Source organism: Streptomyces sp. NPDC093094 (assembly GCF_044754345.1).
Taxonomy (GTDB): Bacteria; Actinomycetota; Actinomycetes; order Streptomycetales; family Streptomycetaceae; genus Streptomyces.
In genome coordinates this window covers 44,424-59,995 of sequence record NZ_JBIVOX010000021.1, presented here as the reverse complement: position 1 = coordinate 59,995, position 15,572 = coordinate 44,424, and the positions used below count along the sequence as shown (strand labels likewise).

Annotated in this window: 15 protein-coding genes; 9 read left to right on the top strand and 6 right to left on the bottom strand. The window is 72.2% G+C overall.

Translation table 11 applies throughout. The annotated features are described in order from the left end of the window. The first annotated feature begins 132 nt into the window (after positions 1-132). Positions 133-1,800 (top strand): PP2C family protein-serine/threonine phosphatase, encoded by a 1,668-nt coding sequence (locus ACIQGV_RS32980; protein WP_402501237.1) that lies wholly within the window; start codon positions 133-135, stop codon positions 1,798-1,800. A 154-nt stretch (positions 1,801-1,954) separates the two neighbouring features. Beyond that, complete coding sequence (locus tag ACIQGV_RS32975) at positions 1,955-2,848, top strand: hypothetical protein (protein ID WP_402501234.1); 894 nt, start codon at positions 1,955-1,957, stop codon at positions 2,846-2,848. Positions 2,849-2,949: 101 nt separating this feature from the next. On the opposite strand, the gene ACIQGV_RS32970 is transcribed toward ACIQGV_RS32975, so the two are convergent. Next, positions 2,950-3,282, bottom strand: a complete 333-nt coding sequence (locus tag ACIQGV_RS32970) for a WhiB family transcriptional regulator (protein WP_402501231.1) — start codon at positions 3,280-3,282, stop codon at positions 2,950-2,952. A gap of 226 nt (positions 3,283-3,508) precedes the next feature. Here ACIQGV_RS32970 and dps point away from each other — a divergent pair, with 226 nt between their 5' ends. Next, the gene (gene dps, locus ACIQGV_RS32965) at positions 3,509-4,066 is read left to right on the top strand and encodes a DNA starvation/stationary phase protection protein Dps (protein ID WP_402501228.1); all 558 of its coding nucleotides are present in this window, start codon (positions 3,509-3,511) and stop codon (positions 4,064-4,066) included. 72 nt (positions 4,067-4,138) lie between these two features. On the opposite strand, the gene ACIQGV_RS32960 is transcribed toward dps, so the two are convergent. Then, a complete protein-coding gene (locus ACIQGV_RS32960; protein ID WP_402501226.1) occupies positions 4,139-5,005 on the bottom strand; it encodes an effector binding domain-containing protein in 867 nt (288 codons plus the stop codon). 116 nt (positions 5,006-5,121) lie between these two features. Continuing rightward, on the bottom strand, positions 5,122-5,877 hold the full coding sequence (gene deoC / locus ACIQGV_RS32955) for a deoxyribose-phosphate aldolase (protein ID WP_402501223.1): 756 nt from the start codon (positions 5,875-5,877) through the stop codon (positions 5,122-5,124). A gap of 122 nt (positions 5,878-5,999) precedes the next feature. Here deoC and ACIQGV_RS32950 point away from each other — a divergent pair, with 122 nt between their 5' ends. Continuing rightward, positions 6,000-6,728: a GntR family transcriptional regulator gene (locus tag ACIQGV_RS32950; protein WP_402501220.1), complete on the top strand. Its 729-nt coding sequence runs from the start codon at positions 6,000-6,002 to the stop codon at positions 6,726-6,728. A gap of 60 nt (positions 6,729-6,788) precedes the next feature. On the opposite strand, the gene ACIQGV_RS32945 is transcribed toward ACIQGV_RS32950, so the two are convergent. Then, on the bottom strand, positions 6,789-7,673 hold the full coding sequence (locus ACIQGV_RS32945) for a YhjD/YihY/BrkB family envelope integrity protein (RefSeq protein WP_402501217.1): 885 nt from the start codon (positions 7,671-7,673) through the stop codon (positions 6,789-6,791). Positions 7,674-7,867: 194 nt separating this feature from the next. On the opposite strand from ACIQGV_RS32945, the gene ACIQGV_RS32940 reads away from it, so the two are divergent. The 3 genes from ACIQGV_RS32940 to ACIQGV_RS32930 all read left to right on the top strand — a co-directional run bounded on the left by ACIQGV_RS32940 (position 7,868) and on the right by ACIQGV_RS32930 (position 10,922). After that, entirely contained in the window at positions 7,868-8,530 is a 663-nt protein-coding gene (locus ACIQGV_RS32940) for a GAP family protein (protein ID WP_402501214.1), read from the top strand. Between the two features lie 224 nt (positions 8,531-8,754). After that, complete coding sequence (locus ACIQGV_RS32935; protein ID WP_402501382.1) at positions 8,755-10,059, top strand: chloride channel protein; 1,305 nt, start codon at positions 8,755-8,757, stop codon at positions 10,057-10,059. 80 nt (positions 10,060-10,139) lie between these two features. Then, complete coding sequence (locus ACIQGV_RS32930) at positions 10,140-10,922, top strand: restriction endonuclease (RefSeq protein ID WP_402501211.1); 783 nt, start codon at positions 10,140-10,142, stop codon at positions 10,920-10,922. Between the two features lie 70 nt (positions 10,923-10,992). Here ACIQGV_RS32930 and ACIQGV_RS32925 read toward each other — a convergent pair whose 3' ends face one another. Both ACIQGV_RS32925 and ACIQGV_RS32920 read right to left on the bottom strand, forming a co-directional pair. After that, positions 10,993-11,487 (bottom strand): MarR family winged helix-turn-helix transcriptional regulator, encoded by a 495-nt coding sequence (locus tag ACIQGV_RS32925; RefSeq protein ID WP_402501208.1) that lies wholly within the window; start codon positions 11,485-11,487, stop codon positions 10,993-10,995. A 224-nt stretch (positions 11,488-11,711) separates the two neighbouring features. Beyond that, positions 11,712-12,659, bottom strand: a complete 948-nt coding sequence (locus ACIQGV_RS32920) for a methionyl-tRNA formyltransferase (RefSeq protein WP_402501204.1) — start codon at positions 12,657-12,659, stop codon at positions 11,712-11,714. Positions 12,660-12,913: 254 nt separating this feature from the next. Here ACIQGV_RS32920 and ACIQGV_RS32915 point away from each other — a divergent pair, with 254 nt between their 5' ends. Together ACIQGV_RS32915 and ACIQGV_RS32910 are read left to right on the top strand one after the other, a co-directional pair. Further along, the gene (locus tag ACIQGV_RS32915) at positions 12,914-14,266 is read left to right on the top strand and encodes a lysine N(6)-hydroxylase/L-ornithine N(5)-oxygenase family protein (protein ID WP_402501201.1); all 1,353 of its coding nucleotides are present in this window, start codon (positions 12,914-12,916) and stop codon (positions 14,264-14,266) included. 123 nt (positions 14,267-14,389) lie between these two features. Continuing rightward, positions 14,390-15,439 (top strand): iron-siderophore ABC transporter substrate-binding protein, encoded by a 1,050-nt coding sequence (locus tag ACIQGV_RS32910; protein ID WP_402501198.1) that lies wholly within the window; start codon positions 14,390-14,392, stop codon positions 15,437-15,439. Positions 15,440-15,572: the final 133 nt, after the last annotated feature.

The window sequence follows — 15,572 nt, the reverse complement described above, 5'->3', positions numbered from 1 at the left end:
GTGCCCGCCGGAGGAGAACGACGGTCCATCACGTCTCATATCGATGTACAAGGTGCGAATCGAAGAACGTTCGGCGACCGGGCGGCGTGATCTTGCTGTCGGGGCCCCGTCCGTCCGTGCGATGCTCGTGCCATGACGGGTGACGGCAGACGGCTGGACCCACCTGGGCCGGGTGGCGCGGGTGCGGCCGAAGCGGCCGACCCCACCGGCGACGGTGTCTTCTCCTGGAGCCGCCGTGCGCCCCGCCGGCAGGAGACCCCCGGAGGCGAGCCGGACCGCTGTCCGCCGTCGTCCGCCGTGCAGGACGTGCTCGACGGCCTCCCCGGCTCGGTGATCTGCCTCGAACCGCGGTTCGGGGCGGACGGCGAGGTCGAGGACTTCCGCATCACCGCCGCGTCGCCCGACGCCCTGGACATCGGGGCCCGCCGGGGCAAGGAACTCGTGGGCCTGAGCATCCTGGAGACCTATCCGACGGTGTTCGGCACCGAGCTGTGGTCCGGATACGTCCGTGCGCTGAAGACCGGTGTCCGCTACGAGGGAGAGCCCTTCGAGTACCAGGAGGTCGTCGCCGGCATCCCGCGCCTGTCCCGCTTCGCCGTCCGGGCGGCACCCGGCCGGGCCGGGCTGATCGTGTCCTGGGTCCGCCTCGACAGCGGGGAGCGCGAGCAGCGCCGGCTGGCGGTGATGCAGCGTCTGGCGAAGATGGGCTGGACGGACTGGGACCTGGTCCGCAACCGGATCACCTGGTCGGAGGAGGTCTACAGCATCTTCGGCCGCGACCCGGCCCACGGCCCGATGACGCTGGAGGAACTGCCCGAGCACGTCGTCGCCGAGGACCTTCCCGCGCTCGGCGGAGCCGTGCAGCGCCTCCTCGGGCAGGGCGAACCCGTCGACCACACCTTCCGCATCCTCGCCCCCGACGGCGGGACCCGGCACATCCGCATCGTCGCGGAGACCGAGACGGACGTGAACGGCGACCCCGTCGAGGTCCACGGCGCCTTCCAGGACCTCACGGCCGTCAAGCAGGCCGAACGGCAGCTGCTGGAGCACGAGCGGGCCGTCCAGGCGCACCGGACCATGCTCACGGCCGAACGCAGTCTCGCCGCCCGGCTCCAGCACGCGCTGCTGCCGCTGGCGCACCGGTCCCTGCACATCGCGGGGCTCACCGTGGACGTCGCCTACCGCCCCCAGCAGCAGGGCGTCGAGGTGGGGGGCGACTGGTACAGCGCCATCGAACTGCCGGACGGGGACGCGCTGCTCGTCGTCGGCGACGTCGCCGGGCACGGACTGGACGCGGTGGCCACCATGGCCCAACTGCGCTTCACCGCCAAAGGCATGGCCATCACCGGCACACCGCTGGCCACGATCCTCGCCCGTCTGAACACCCTTCTGCTGCACAGCTCCGAACGCGGCTTCAACACCGCCACCATGATCATGGCCTGCTACGAGCCGGAGACCGGGGTGCTCACCTGGGTGCAGGCGGGCCACCTGCCGCTCCTGCTGCTGCGGCAGGGCGAGGCCCGCTATCTGCCCTCGCCCCGTACCGCCCTCCTGGGCGCCATGCCCGAGGCGGACTACGCCCCGTCCACGGTCCGGCTGCTCCCCGGGGACCAGCTGCTGCTCTTCACCGACGGCCTGGTCGAGACCCCGGGCGAGATCATCGACGACGGGCTGGACCGTCTGGCCCGGACCGCGGCCGCCTGCACCGCCGACGACCGTCCCCTCGACGGGATCCTGGACGCCCTGGTCACCTCCGGCACCCGCCGTGACGACGTCTGTGTGCTGCACGTCCGGGTGTGACCTGCCGTGACCGGCGCGGCGTGCGTCGGGTCTCGCCGTCGTTCGTCCCGTGTCCCGGCGGCCTGCAACCGATCGCGGTCGAACCGGGGAAAAGAGAGGTGACAGCCGGCGGAGCACCGGGCTCTGCCGCAGACTCCTCCCCGAGGAGGCGCGCATGCAGCGGCGCACCTTCCGTGCGGCGCACCCTCCGCCGCCCCGGACCGGTGACGCGACGCCTCTGTGGCGCGTCGTCGGGCTGGAGTCGATGGCGGCGATACTCGTCGTGTCGGTACGGCGGGTGGGGCGCTGCGCGTTCGAGGCGTGGTGCCAGTGGCCGCGTCTGCATCCGCTGAACGAGCGCCGCAGCCCGGTCGCCCACCATCCGCTGATCATGGCGGAGTCGCTGCGCCAGCTCGCCGCGGTGGTGCAGCGGCGCTTCATGCCGGCGGGCGTCGCCGTCCTGGAACCGGTGTCGGTGAGGTTCGGTCTGGCCGAGAGCCCGCAGCCCGCGGAGAGCGGCGGCGCGACCGAGGTGTTCGCGCGCGTCACCACCGGTGACACCGTGCTGAGCGGGGGCCGTCTCGCGGCCTACCGGATCTCGGCCGACTACTTCCACGCCGGGGAGCGGTTCGCCGCGTGCACCCTGCGGGTCGCTCCCGGCCCCTGCGGCGGGGCGGGCGACGGGTGCGCGGCGCCGCCGCCCGGCCTCGTGCACCCGCCCGCGGCCGCGGTCGGAGCGGCCGCCGAGCTCGACGTCATGGTGGCGCGGGAGTCCCAGGGGCGGCTCGTGGTCGCACCGCGCGACCCCGGCCACCCCGTGATCCTGCCGGGCGGTCCGTCCCGGCTGCCCGCCCTTGCGCTTCTGGAGGCCGGCCGTCAGGCGGCCCTGCTGAGCTGCGGTGTGACGTCTGCCGCCGTGACGGGCCTGAGCGTGGACGTACAGGCGCCCGTGCACAGCGGCGGCTCCCGCATCGAGGTCGTCCGCGACCCGCTCGGCCTGCGCTTCGCCGTCCTGACCGGGGGCCGCGTCGACGCGACGGGGACGGTCGGCCTGGCGAGGCCGGCATGACCGTACGGAGCAGGAAGGGCCCGGCGTACGGCGAGCCCCTGCGGGGTGCGGCGAGTCCGTACGGGGCGCGGCGGGCCCGGCGTACGGCGGCGGGCCCGGACTCAGCGTGGCTGCCCCGCCGCCTCGGAGGCGGCACCGCCGCGCTCACCCCTCCCGCGGCGTGCCGGGCGGGGCTCGGTCGTCGCCCGCCGGACGGCGCGGCGCTGGGCCGCGGTGGTCGCACCCCAGATGCCGTCGTCCTCGCCGTGGTCGATCGCCCAGGTGCGGCAGGGGAGGAGGACACGGCACCGGCGGCACACCGCGCGGGCCCGCGCGACCTGCGCGTCGTCCGCGGCATCGGTCAACGGGAAGAAGAGCTCCGGGTCTTCTCCCAGGCAGGCGGCGCGGCTGCGCCAGTCGAGTTCCCCCGGGGGAAGGAGAGGCAGGTCGGTCATGGTGCACCTCTGGCGAGCCCGACCGGAACGGCCGGGGGCGACGGCATCGGCACGCGGCAGCGCCGCGGACCCGGCAGAGGTTCGGCCATGCTAGGCACTTCATGCCGATATGCGCCAGAAAGGGGGTGAATCTTCGCGCAAGGTGAACACCTATGTCTGGTACAGGCGAAACGGGGCAGCCGGGGTGGTGTGCCGGACGTGATCCGCCGAGAGACAGAGGAGAGCCATGACACAGGACCTGACCCCGAAGTACACCGTGCCCGGCATCGAGCGCGAGGCGGCCGGACAGCTGATCGGACTGCTGCGGCTGCGGCTGCACGCCCTCAACGATCTGCACCTGACGCTCAAGCACGTGCACTGGAACGTGGTCGGACCGCACTTCATCGCCGTGCACGAGATGATCGACCCGCAGGTGGACCGCGTCCGGGACATGGCCGACGACGTGGCGGAGCGGATCGCCGCTCTCGGCGGCGTCGCCCAGGGAACCCCGGGCGTGCTGGTCGGTGAGCGCACCTGGGACGACTACTCCATCGGCCGTGCCGACGCCATCGCCCATCTCGGAGCGCTCGACCTCGTGTACACGGGCGTGATCGAGTCGGTGCGCGCGGCGGTCAAGGAGGCCGGTGACATCGACCCGGCCACGGAGGACCTGCTCATCGAGCAGCTCCGTGACCTCGAACAGTTCCAGTGGTTCGTCCGCGCCCACCTGGAGAGCGCGGGCGGCGCCCTGGCCACCGCCAGGGCGCACACCGAGGAGGAGGCCGCGCGGGCCGGAGCCTCCTGAACCTCCGGCCTCGCACGACCGCCTCCCCGGTCCGTCCGCGCCCGGCGGCCGTCCTCGCCGCCGGTGCCGTGCTCAGCTCGGGTCCGGCTCCACCGGGAGCCACAGCTCGGCCTCGGCCTCGGCCCCGTCCGGCGACAGACGGGTGCGCAGGATCTCGGGGCCGGGCCTGCCGCGGTACGGCGTGGACGGGAACCACTGGGTGAACACGTCCCGCCACAGCTCCTGGATGGCCTCGGGTGCCGGTCCGGACGTGCTGAAGACCGCCCAGGTGCCGGCCGGCACGGACAGCACCGTGGTGCCCTCCGGAGCGGCCTGCGAGGTCACGACCCCTTGGTAGTAGTCGAGTTCGGTGCCTTCCGCGCGGCTCGGATCCAGATCGTCACAGACCGCGACGATGCCCCGCGGCTCCTGGTCCGACAGCTTCTCCAGCTGCTCCAGCCACGGCCGGTCGATCCCGCGGACGAAGTCGATGATCGCCTGGTTCGGCCCCGAATGCACCAGTGGTACCCGGGCCTTGAGCCCGACGACGCCGAAACCGGGCCGGTCGACGATGCGGTAGCGCATGCTGCTGTTCCCTTCGACGGTGAGCCGGAAGGACAACCGGGGCTGGGAGACGAGCGCCGCGCCGGTGCGGCGGGCGTCACCCGGCCCCGTGCCGTGCAGGGCGCGGAAGGCCCGCGCGAAAGCCTCGCCCGAGCCGTAGCCGTACCGCGTCGCGATGTCCAGCAGTGACTCCCGCCCCGCCAGCACCGCCGCGCCCGCGACGGTGAGCCGCCGGCGGCGGACGTACTCCGACAGCGGCATGCCCGCCAGCGCCGAGAACATCCGGCGCAGGTGATACTCCGAGGTGGCCGCGATGCGCGCCAGCTCCGTCACGTCGACCTGCTGGTCGAGACGGTGCTCGATGTGGTCCAGGGCCTTGTTGAGGCGATCCAGCACTTCTGTCGTCCTTCCCTTTCCTGGACCACCACGCTAGGAGGCGGACACCGCCGCCGACCCGACAATCCGTGCCGCGTCCGGTCGGGTCCGGCCGGTCCCCGCGTCCCGGGACGCGCTCAGTATCCGCCGGCCGGTCCGCCGGCCGGCAGGGGAGCCGCGCCCGTGAGGCGGCCGCGCAGGTCGTCCAGGATCGTTGCGGTGGCCGTCGCGCCGAAGCGGGTGGCGCCCAGACGGTGCAGACGGAGCAGGGCGTCGAGGGTGCGGACACCGCCGGCGGCCTTGACCCGGACGTGCGGCGAGACGGTCCGCCGCATCAGGGCGATGTCGTCGGGGGTCGCTCCGCCGGGGGCGAAGCCCGTGCTGGTCTTCACGAAGGCCGCCCCCGCCGCTTCGGCCGCCCGGTACCCGGCGACCTTGCGGGCGTCGTCCAGATACGCGTTCTCGAAGATCACCTTGACCGTGCGGCCCTGCGCGGCCTCCACGACCGCGGCGATCTCGTCCCGCGTGTACGCGGCGTCGCCCCCGCGCAGCCGGCCGATGTCGATGACCATGTCGATCTCCTGCGCCCCCAGGGCGACCAGCTCACGGGTCTCGAAGACCTTGGCCGCGGTGGTCGTGCCGCCGTGGGGGAAACCGACCACGGTCCCGACCGCGACCCCGCTGCCCGCGAGGGCCGTCACGGCCGTCGCCACGTCGGCGGGGCGCACGCAGGCCGAGGCGGTGCGGTACGCCAGCGCGGTCGCCAGTCCCTCGGAGACCTCGGCCGGGGTCAGCTCCGGCCGCAGCAGGGAGTGGTCGATCATCTTCGCCGCTTCTTCGACCGAGGGCAGCGGGCCCTTCCAGGGGTCGGCGGAGATCGAGGCGACGGACATGGTGGTTCCCTCCGGTCGTCCGTAAGCTGTCTATACAGCCTATACAGGTGAAGATGGTGATGTCGACGGGCCCTTCGACCGGCCCGCGACGGATCCCGCCGAACCGGAGGACGACGCCTGCCATGGCCGCACCGCAGCCCCTGTACGCACGTATCGAGAAGCAGCTGCGCCGCCGCCTGGCCGACGCCGCCGACGGCGACCCGTTCCCCTCGGAGCCACGGCTGGCCGAGGAGTTCGGCGTCTCGCGCATGACCGTGCGGGCGGCCCTGGCCGGACTGGAACGCGACGGCCTGCTGGAACGCGTGCCCGGCCGCGGCAGCTTCGTGCGCAGGACCGCCGCCGCCCGCCCCGTCGGCACCCTGCTCAGCTTCCACGACCAGGCCCGCGCGACCGGCAGGACGCCCCGCTCCCGCGTCCTGCGCGCCGGTCTGCGCCCCGCCACCGGACCCGAGGCCGCCGCGCTGTACCCGGACGCCGCCGGCGAGGACGCCGCCGTGGTCGCGATCAGCCGCGTCCGTCTCTTCGACGACGTGCCCGTCGCCGTCGAGCACGCCGCCTTCCCCGCGGCCCTCGAAGCCCTGCTCACCGCGGACCTGGAGACCGGCTCCCTCCACAACGCGCTGCGCCGTCTCGGCCTGCATCCGACCCTCGGCTCCTCCGTCCTGACCGCCCGCAGCGCCGGCGACGACGCACCCGGACTCGGCGTGGACGCCGCCACCCCGATGCTCGTCGAGACGCGCTCCATCACCGACCAGCACGGAGCACCGCTGGAGTACACGGTCAGCTCCTACGTGGCCCACCGCTACGCGCTCCACGTCGACTTCTCCGTCGCCCGCCACGACAGCCCCTAGCGCCCCGCCGAGGCCCGGTCCGGGACCCGTCGCTGCCGTGCCTGGGCGGTGACCCTGGTGTCAGGGCGGGCCGGGACCCGGTGGTTCGGGTGTGCCCAGGCGGCGGACCGCCCAGGGCTCCCGGGCGACGACCGCCCCGGCGGTGATGCACAGGGTCACCACCACGCACAGCGTGATGAGCCAGGACAGCAGGGTGAAGACCGCGCCCAGCGAGCCGTACTTCTCCAGGCTGTGGTCGAGCGCCTGGGACATGTACAGCGGCGCGGTGCAGGTGAGCACGCACAGGGCGGCGCCGGTCAGCAGCGCGCCCGGCAGCAGCGGCAGCCACGGCACGCGCGCGGCCAGCAGCAGATGCGGGGTCCACCACCACATGCCGATCTGCAGGAGCAGCAGCAACGGCACGCCCAGCCACAGACCGGCGCCGAAACCGTTGCGCAGGCTCCCCTGCACGGAGAGCACGACCAGCCACACCACGAGCCAGACGATCCAGCGCCAGGCGGCCGTCCGGGCGCTCGCCTTGGGCATGTGCCAGGCGCGCTGGCACAGCCGTTGCATGGCGCGGCTGCACGCGGTGGCCGAGATCAGCACCATCAGCCCGCTGACGACACTCGTGGTCTGCCGCAGCTCGTCGGAGGTGCTGTCCGCGCCGTGGAAGGCTTTCCGCAGCTCGGCGTCGGCGCTCCCGGACAGACCGAAGAGATCGTGCAGGGAGTGGACGAACTGATCACGCACCTCCTGCGGAGCGAGGGAGGCCACCAGGAACAGCAGCGGGACCGCGGTGAGGAACGTCTGCGCGGCCAGCCGCGTCGCCGAGTCGAACACGTTCACCGAGATCAGCCGCGCCATGAAATGCGTGATCAGCGGAAACCGGGTCTCGGTCCGGACCCGCAGCGCCAGCAGCCGCGCCGCCGCCGAGGGCTTCGGCTGCCGGCTGCGCTTCTGCATGCTGTCAGCCTGCCGCCCGTGTCACCGTACGGCTCGCGACGACGGCCGAACGGATGAAGCCGCGCGGATGAGGGCGAGAAGAGAGAGAAGAGGGCATCTGCATGGATTTGTGACGTCCTGACAGGGCGGCGAAGATGGGGGCATGAGCGAGAGCGGCCCGCCGGCCGGGCCCGCGGAGCCGTGCGGGGGCCGCGATGGTGCTTGACCTTGTGGTCATCGGATTGGCCATCGCCGTGTTCCCGCTGTCCGTGACCGCGTTCGTCCTGGTGCTCTCGGCCCGGAACGGCGCCTGGAAGGGTCTGGCCTTCATCCTCGCCTGGCTCGCCTGCTTCGTGGTGGTCCTGGTCGCCGTGCTGATCACCACCGGCGGGAAGCCTCCGCCGCCCAGGTCCCCGCCGTCCACCGCCTCGTCCGCCGTCAAGCTCGCCATCGGCGTCCTGCTCGTCGGGTACGCCTGGTACCGGCACAGGACGGGGCCGCGTCACCGGCACAAGTCCTCCGGCGAGTCCTCGGGCGGCATGATGGCGCGGCTCGACCGTTCCTCCGCGTGGACCGCGGCGGGCATGGGCCCGCTGCTCCAGCCGTGGGGGCTCGTGGCGGCGGGCGGGGCCACGGTGGTGGGGGCCGACCTGTCCGAGTCCTCCTCCTACCTGGTGCTGATCGCGTACTGCGTCCTGGCCACGAGCAGCCTGCTGGCGATGGAGATCTACATGGCGCTGGCCCCCGACGCGGCCCGGGTGCGCCTCGGGAGCCTCCGCACCTGGCTCCAGACGCACCAGAACCGGGCACTGGTCGGCGTGTCGCTGGTGGCGGGGGTGTTCCTGGTCGGCAGGAGCATCTACCAGCTGGCCTCCTGAACCTCCCCGCCGGCACGCGCCCACGGCGTGCGACGCTCCCTGTCCGGTGATCCAATGACCCCCAGGGCGCCGACGGGCGCCGCAGGACCGTCCCGCACACGGCCGGCCCCGGCCCGCCCCGTACCGCGCCGAGCAAGGAGGACCCCATCGCCGGAACCTCGTCGGAGAACCGCGCCGGGGCCGCGCCGGGCGGTCAGCCCCAGGAGGCCGACGTGCTGCGGACCATGCTGCGCCGGCCGGAGTACCGCAGGGCCCTGGTCTTCTGCGGGCTGATCGGTGTGCCGGTGGCGCTGATCGCGTTCTGGTTCCTCGTGGCGATCCACCAGATCCAGCGGTTCATCTGGACGGACTGGCCGAAGGACCTGGGCTGGAAACAGGCGCCCTGGTGGTGGGGGCTGCCGCTGATGGCGGTGGCGGGACTCGTCGTCGCCCTGGTGGTCACCCGTCTTCCCGGCCGGGGCGGGCACATCCCGGTCGCCGGGCTCCATTCGGGCGGGGTGACGAAGGAGGCGCTGCCGGGTGTCGTGATCGCCGCGATCGTCGGTCTGCCGCTCGGCGTCGTGCTGGGCCCCGAGGCGCCGCTGATCGCCCTGGGCGGCGGACTCGCGCTGCTCTTCGCGAGCCTGGCCCGGGCACCGCAGAACGAGAAGAGCACGGCACTGTTCGGCGCGGCCGGGGCGGCGGCGTCCATCTCCGCGCTGTTCGGCAATCCCGTGGTGGGCGCGGTGCTGCTGATGGAGGTCGCCGGCGTGGGCGGGCCGCAGCTGTTCGCGGTGATGCTGCCGGCGCTGCTCGCCAGCGGTGTCGGCGACCTGATCTTCACCGGGTTCGTGCACTGGACCGGTCTGGAGACGGGCAGCCTGGACATCGGCCTGCCCAAGCCGCCGCCGCTCGACTGGCCGGACGTGCTGTGGGTGCTGGTGCTGGCGCCGGTCATCGCGTTCGTCGTCCACTGGATCTTCGTGGGCGGGCGGTTCGCGGCCCGCTTCGTCGCGAACCACACGCTGCGGAACACCTTTCTGTGTGCGCTGGGTGCGGCGGTCTGCATCACGCTCTACGCCGTCTCCACCGGACGCTCGCCCGCCGAGGCCGCGCTGTCCGGGGAGTCCGCGCTGACCGAGCTGGCGCACGACCCGCACGCCTGGCCGGTGGGCGCGCTCGTCGCGGTGCTGGTGTTCAAGGGCCTGGCCTACATGCTGTGTCTGGGCAGCCTGCGCGGTGGCCCCGTCTTCCCCTCCCTGTTCCTGGGCGGGGCGGCCGGTGTCCTGCTGGCACCGCTGCCCGGTCTGGGGCTGGTTCCGGCGATGGCGGCCGGGATGGCCGCGTCGGTGACCGCGGCCCTGCGGGTGCCGGTGAGCAGTGTGGTGCTGGTCGTGCTCCTGCTGGGCAACGTGGACACGGTGGCGCTCGTGGTCCTGGCCGCCGTCATCGCCTTCGTCGTCACGGAACTGCTGCCGCAGGGGCCGGACATCCCTCCGTTCGCCCGGCGGGCGTCGTCCGCAGGCGCCGCGGCGGACGTGAGGCGGTGAGGAGCGCGGGGTGAGCGGGCGAGTCCCGGGCACAAGGTCTCAGTGATCGGCGTACCGACCGGAAAGAGGCCCCCGACACCGTGACGACACCCGCACGCCGCGTACGACGCACCGGCCGCCGTCGCTTCGACCTGCGTGCCACCGCCGTGTACTTCGGTCTTCTCGCCCTCGTCGTGTGCGCCACGGGGCTCGCCGTGCGCACCGCGATCGCGGCCGTCGAGCGGCGGCCCGTGTGGCAGGCGGCCCTGTGCCTGGTCGCGGTCTCCTCCGCGCTGGTGCTGCGCCGCAGGCGCCGGAGTCTCTCCGCCGCCCGTGCCGCGCGGCGGGCCGCCGCGGCGCTGGAGGCGGCGACACGGACCACGCTGGAGGCGCTGGAGACACCGGCCGCGCAGCCGCCGCCCCCGTCCGTGCCCCGGCAGGCCGTGCCCCGGGACGACACCGTCGAGGCCGGGGAGGGGGCGGTCGGCTACGACGCCCTCGACGCCGACGAGTTCGAGCAGGCCGTGGCCGCCCTGTGCGCGCGGGACGGCTGCACCGGGGTCGACGTCGTCGGCGGCGCGGGTGATCTGGGAGCGGACGTCCTGGCCGTCACCCCCGACGGCCGCCGGCTGGTCGTCCAGTGCAAGCGCTACAGCGAGGACAACCGGGTCGGCTCCCAGGACCTGCAGCGCTTCGGCGGTACGTGCTGGACGGTGCACGAGGCCGATGTCGCCGTCCTCGTGACCACGAGCGACTTCACGGCACCGGCCGCCGAGTACGCCGAACAGTGCGGAATACGGTGCCTGGACCGGGCGGCGCTGGAGGCATGGAGCGACGGCACCGGCCCGGCCCCCTGGACACCGGCGGGCGACGGCACGCACTGAGCGCCGCCGGGAAGGGACCGGCGGCGACGCCGCCGGGCGGCCGCCCCGTGGACGCGAACGGGTGACACGGTCAGTGCTGCGGCCGGGCGGCCTCCGGGTGCCGGGGGGCCGTGTCGTGGGCCGGGCGGGTGCGGACCACGCCCGCCGGGGCCGGTTCGAGGTGCCGGTGGACCCGGCGGAGCAGGGAGGAGAGCACCTCGCGTTCGCGCTCGTCCAGCGGGGCCAGCACCTCGTCGTCCGCCGACGCGATGTCCGCGTCGAGGAGCTCCAGGAACGACCGGCCCTCGGGCGTGAGACGGACGAGGACCCGGCGCCGGTCGGCCTCGTCCCGGAGGCACTCGGCCCGGCCGGTCCTGACCAGATCGTCGACGATCTTCACCAGGTCGCTGGGGTTCATGTCGAGCCGGGTGGCGAGGGCGGTCTTCATCTGCGGGCCCAGATCGGCCACCAGAGCCATCACCATCAGATGCCATAACCGCAGGTTGTGCGCGGTCAGCCGCTCGGTGAGCCTGCGGCGTGCGGCCTTGCCGGTCGCGTACATCAGATAGGCGTTGAGGTGCAGCACGCTGGGGGGTGTCGTACGCGGACGCGGTCGACCCGGGGTGTTCCGGTGCGGTGCCGGGGGCGGGGCGGCGCGCGGGGGGCTGCCGATCGTCAGGTCGGTGTGCGTCATTCCGTCGATGTCCCTCGTTCTCCTCGCGGGCCGGGTGTGCCCGACGTACTCGTGTCGCAGCGGGGCCGGCGCCCCCGGGACCGTCCGGGGGCGCCGGGGTTCGGAGGGGGCGGCCCTCAGGGGTGGCGGGTGAGGTATCCGCCCATGGAGGTGAAGTACTCGGTCGCGGGCAGCTCCCGGCCGTCCTCCGTGCGCACGCGTGTGACGGCCAGACCGTGGTTGAGGCCGGTGCGGGCGTCGGCACCCGCGACGACGACGACACCGTCGCCCTCGCGGTAGAAGATGCGGCCTGGGGTGCCGCCGTAGCGGCCCTCGGAGACGGCGGCGGCCAGGATCTCCAGGCGCCTGCCCCGGTGGAAGGTGAACGCGCTCGGGTACGGCGCCGACTGGGCGCGGACCAGGCGCTCCAGGACGTCGGCCGGCCAGCCCCAGTCGATCCGGATGTCCTCCTCGGCCCGCTTGTGGAAGAACGTCGCCCTGGAGCGGTCCTGCGGGGTGAACTCGGTCTCCCCGGCGGCGATCCGGGCGAGGGCGCCGACGGTGACCGGGGCGATGAGGTCGACGGTCTTGTGGAACAGGTCGGTGGCCGTGTCGGTGGGCCCGACCGTGACCGCGCGCTGGTCCACGATGTCGCCGGCGTCGAGCACCTCGTCCATCATGTGGGCCGTGACGCCCACTTCGCTCTCGCCGTTGACGAGGGCCCAGATGAGGGGTGAGAAGCCGGCGTACTTCGGCAGGAGCGAGTCATGGACGTTCAGCGTGCCGTGGCGGGGCAGCGAGTAGATGCGCGGCGGGATCCACGTGCGCCAGTTGTTGGCCACGATGATGTCCGGGTCGGCCCCCTTGAGGAGGTCGAACAGTTCCTCGTCGTCGGGCCGGCTGCGGATGACGACGGGGACGCCGTGCTCCTCGGCGAGTTCGGCGACCGAGTCGTTCCAGATCTTCTCGTAGGCGTGCTCGCTCTTGGGGTGTGTCACGACCATCACGACATCGTGCTCGGACTCCAGGAGTGCTTTGAGGGTGCGGTGCCCCCAGGTCTGGTAACCGAACATGACCACCCGCATGGGCTTCCTCCTCGGACGAGCGAACAACACGGCGCCAAGTAAAGCAAGCCTTACCTAAGAGCACAACAAGCGCTTCTTTCAGGCCACTTGAGAGCTGATCGTTTGTCAGCTGTCCGGTTTGTCCTGTCGACAGCTTGACGCAGGTGAGGTTAGCTTTACCTAAGTTGTGCCTGACAGGCGGCGACACCGCGTCCGGTGTCGCGTTCTTTTCGTCCCACGCCTGACAGGCGGTGGTTCCGCACGATGGGAGTGACATGTCTCAGGGTCTTCCTGGCGACGCCCCTCTGGTCCACGACCTCATTGGCATCGGTTTCGGACCGTCCAATGTGGCCATGGCGATAGCGCTGAGCGAGCACAACACCCGCGTCGGAAGGCAGGAGGCCGTCACCGCTCACTTCTTCGAGCGGCAGCCGAGTTTCGGCTGGCACCGCGGCATGCTGATCGACGACGCGACCATGCAGGTGTCCTTCCTCAAGGACCTGGTGACGCTGCGGAATCCGTCCAGTGACTACAGCTTCCTGTGCTACCTGCAGAGCAGGGGCCGGCTGATCGACTTCGTCAACCACAAGAACCTCTTCCCGCTCCGCGTCGAGTTCCACGACTACTTCGAGTGGGCCGCGGCCAAGGTCGACGACATGGTCTCCTACGGCCACGAGGTCGTCGCCGTCGAACCCGTCCTGCGGGACGGCGTCGTCGAGTACCTGGACGTGACGGCCCGGTCCGGCACCGAGACGGTGGTCCACCGGGCCCGGAACCTGGTCATCGGCACGGGACTCCGCCCGATCATGCCCGACGGCGTCCAGCGGTCGGCGCGTGTGTGGCACAACTCCGAACTGCTCGCGAAGGTCGAGAGCCTGGACGGGATCGACCCCACCCGCTTCGTCGTCGTCGGCGCCGGACAGAGCGCGGCCGAGAACGTCGCCTATCTGCACCGCCGCTTCCCCGAGGCCGAGGTGTGCGCCGTCTTCTCCCGCTACGGCTACAGCCCCGCCGACGACAGCAGTTTCGCCAACCGCATCTTCGACCCCTCCGCCGTCGACGAGTACTTCACGGCTCCCACCGACGTGAAGCGCAAGCTGATGGCCTACCACGGCAACACCAACTACTCGGTGGTGGACATCGACCTGATCGACGACCTCTACCGGCAGGCGTACCAGGAGAAGGTCCTCGGCACGGAGCGTCTGCGCTTCCTCAACGTCTCCCGCCTCACCGGGGTCGAGGACCGGGGCGACCGGGTCAGCGCCTTCGTCACCTCCCTGGTCACGGGGGAGGAGACGACCCTCGACGCCGATGTCGTCGTCTACGCCACCGGCTACAGCCCCGCCGACCCCGCCGGGCTCCTCGGCCCGGTCGCCGAGCACTGCCACCGGGACGAGGAGGGACGCGTCCGCGTCGAGCGGGACTACCGTGTCACGACCGACCCCGAACTGCGCTGCGGCATCTACCTCCAGGGCGGCACCGAACACACCCACGGCATCACGTCGTCGCTCCTTTCCAACACCGCGATCCGGGTGGGCGAGATCCTGGACTCCATCCTCGGCAGGCGGCCGGCGCCCGAGCACGGCGCCCCCAGGCCGATCGCCGACGGCATCGGCTCCGTCCGCTAGGGAGCCCTCTGTCCCCAGGACTCCGTCCTGGCCGAGCCCCCCACACGCCTCGCCCGCCGGGTTGCGCCGTCGCACCCGGCGGGCGCGGCACGCACTGATGAGATCCCCGTGAAAGGAACACCCGTGTTCACTGGTACGCGCTCCGCTCCGACCCGCACCGCACGACATCTCCCACGCGTGGCCGCCGCCGTCGTCGCCGCGCTCGCCCTGGCCGCCTGTGGGGGCGGCTCCGACGAGACGGACTCCCCGTCCGACGCGTCGGACGGCGCCGGGAAGCCGTCCGGCGCCTTCCCCGTGACGGTGGAGCACAAGTACGGCAGCACGACGATCGACAAGGAGCCGAAGCGGGTCGTCACCCTGGGCCTGTCGGACCAGGACGCCGTGCTGGCGCTCGGGGTCGAGCCGGTCGGGGCGGTGGACTGGTTCAAGGAGCAGCCGTACGGCAAGTGGCCGTGGACGAAGGACAAGTGGGGGTCCACGAAGCCGCAGATCGTCGGTGAGCGCGACGAGTACAACATCGAGAAGATCGCGGCACTCAAGCCCGACCTGGTGATCGCGCAGTACTCCGGCATGAAGAAGGAGCAGTTCGACACGCTCTCGAAGTTCACCAAGGTGGTCGCCCAGCCCAAGGGGCTGCCCGACTACGGCGCGTCCTGGCAGGTGATGACCCGCCAGATCGGCAAGTCCCTCGGCAAGGAGACCGAGACCGAGAAGCTGATCTCCGACATCGACGACCGCTTCGAGGCGGTCCGCGGCGAGCACCCCGAGTTCGCCGAGAACACCCTCGCCGTCGCGGACAGCTTCGAGGCGGGCAAGTACTCGGCGTTCACGAAGACCGACCCCAAGTCGATCTTCTTCCAGGAGCTCGGATTCAAGCTGAAGCCGGAGATCGACTCGCTCGCCAAGCCGGGCTGGAACGTCGCCGAGCTGAGCGCCGAGAAGCTGAACGTGCTCGACGTCGACCGGCTCGTGTGGGTCACCTCCAGCACCGACGCCAACGACCGCATCAAGGCCGAGCCCCTCTACAAGAAGCTGAAGGTCAGCCAGGAGAAGCGGGACCTGTTCGTGCCGTACCAGGACCCGGACATCGGCGCCGCGTTCTCCTTCAACACGGTCCTGTCGATCCCGTACGCGATCGACGAGATCGAGCCCTTGCTGACGGCTGTCAAGTGATCCGCTGATCCGTCAGATGATCCGTCGAGCGGCGTCCCGCCGCTGACGCGGAGCGGGGGAGGGCGGCGCCGTCCGGTGGCGGGACGGCCGTCCCGGCGTGCCTGGCGCCTCTCGCCTCGCGCCTCTCGCCGAG

Bases quoted from the DNA above. Each gene is read 5' to 3' on its own strand.
- ACIQGV_RS32975 (WP_402501234.1), top strand. From the start codon at position 1,955: ATGCAGCGGCGCACCTTCCGTGCGGCGCACCCTCCGCCGCCCCGGACC.
- ACIQGV_RS32920 (WP_402501204.1), bottom strand. From the start codon at position 12,659: ATGCGGGTGGTCATGTTCGGTTACCAGACCTGGGGGCACCGCACCCTC.
- dps (WP_402501228.1), top strand. From the start codon at position 3,509: ATGACACAGGACCTGACCCCGAAGTACACCGTGCCCGGCATCGAGCGC.
- ACIQGV_RS32945 (WP_402501217.1), bottom strand. From the start codon at position 7,673: ATGCAGAAGCGCAGCCGGCAGCCGAAGCCCTCGGCGGCGGCGCGGCTG.
- ACIQGV_RS32950 (WP_402501220.1), top strand. From the start codon at position 6,000: ATGGCCGCACCGCAGCCCCTGTACGCACGTATCGAGAAGCAGCTGCGC.
- ACIQGV_RS32970 (WP_402501231.1), bottom strand. From the start codon at position 3,282: ATGACCGACCTGCCTCTCCTTCCCCCGGGGGAACTCGACTGGCGCAGC.
- deoC (WP_402501223.1), bottom strand. From the start codon at position 5,877: ATGTCCGTCGCCTCGATCTCCGCCGACCCCTGGAAGGGCCCGCTGCCC.
- ACIQGV_RS32935 (WP_402501382.1), top strand. From the start codon at position 8,755: ATGCTGCGCCGGCCGGAGTACCGCAGGGCCCTGGTCTTCTGCGGGCTG.
- ACIQGV_RS32980 (WP_402501237.1), top strand. From the start codon at position 133: ATGACGGGTGACGGCAGACGGCTGGACCCACCTGGGCCGGGTGGCGCG.
- ACIQGV_RS32915 (WP_402501201.1), top strand. From the start codon at position 12,914: ATGTCTCAGGGTCTTCCTGGCGACGCCCCTCTGGTCCACGACCTCATT.
- ACIQGV_RS32940 (WP_402501214.1), top strand. From the start codon at position 7,868: ATGGTGCTTGACCTTGTGGTCATCGGATTGGCCATCGCCGTGTTCCCG.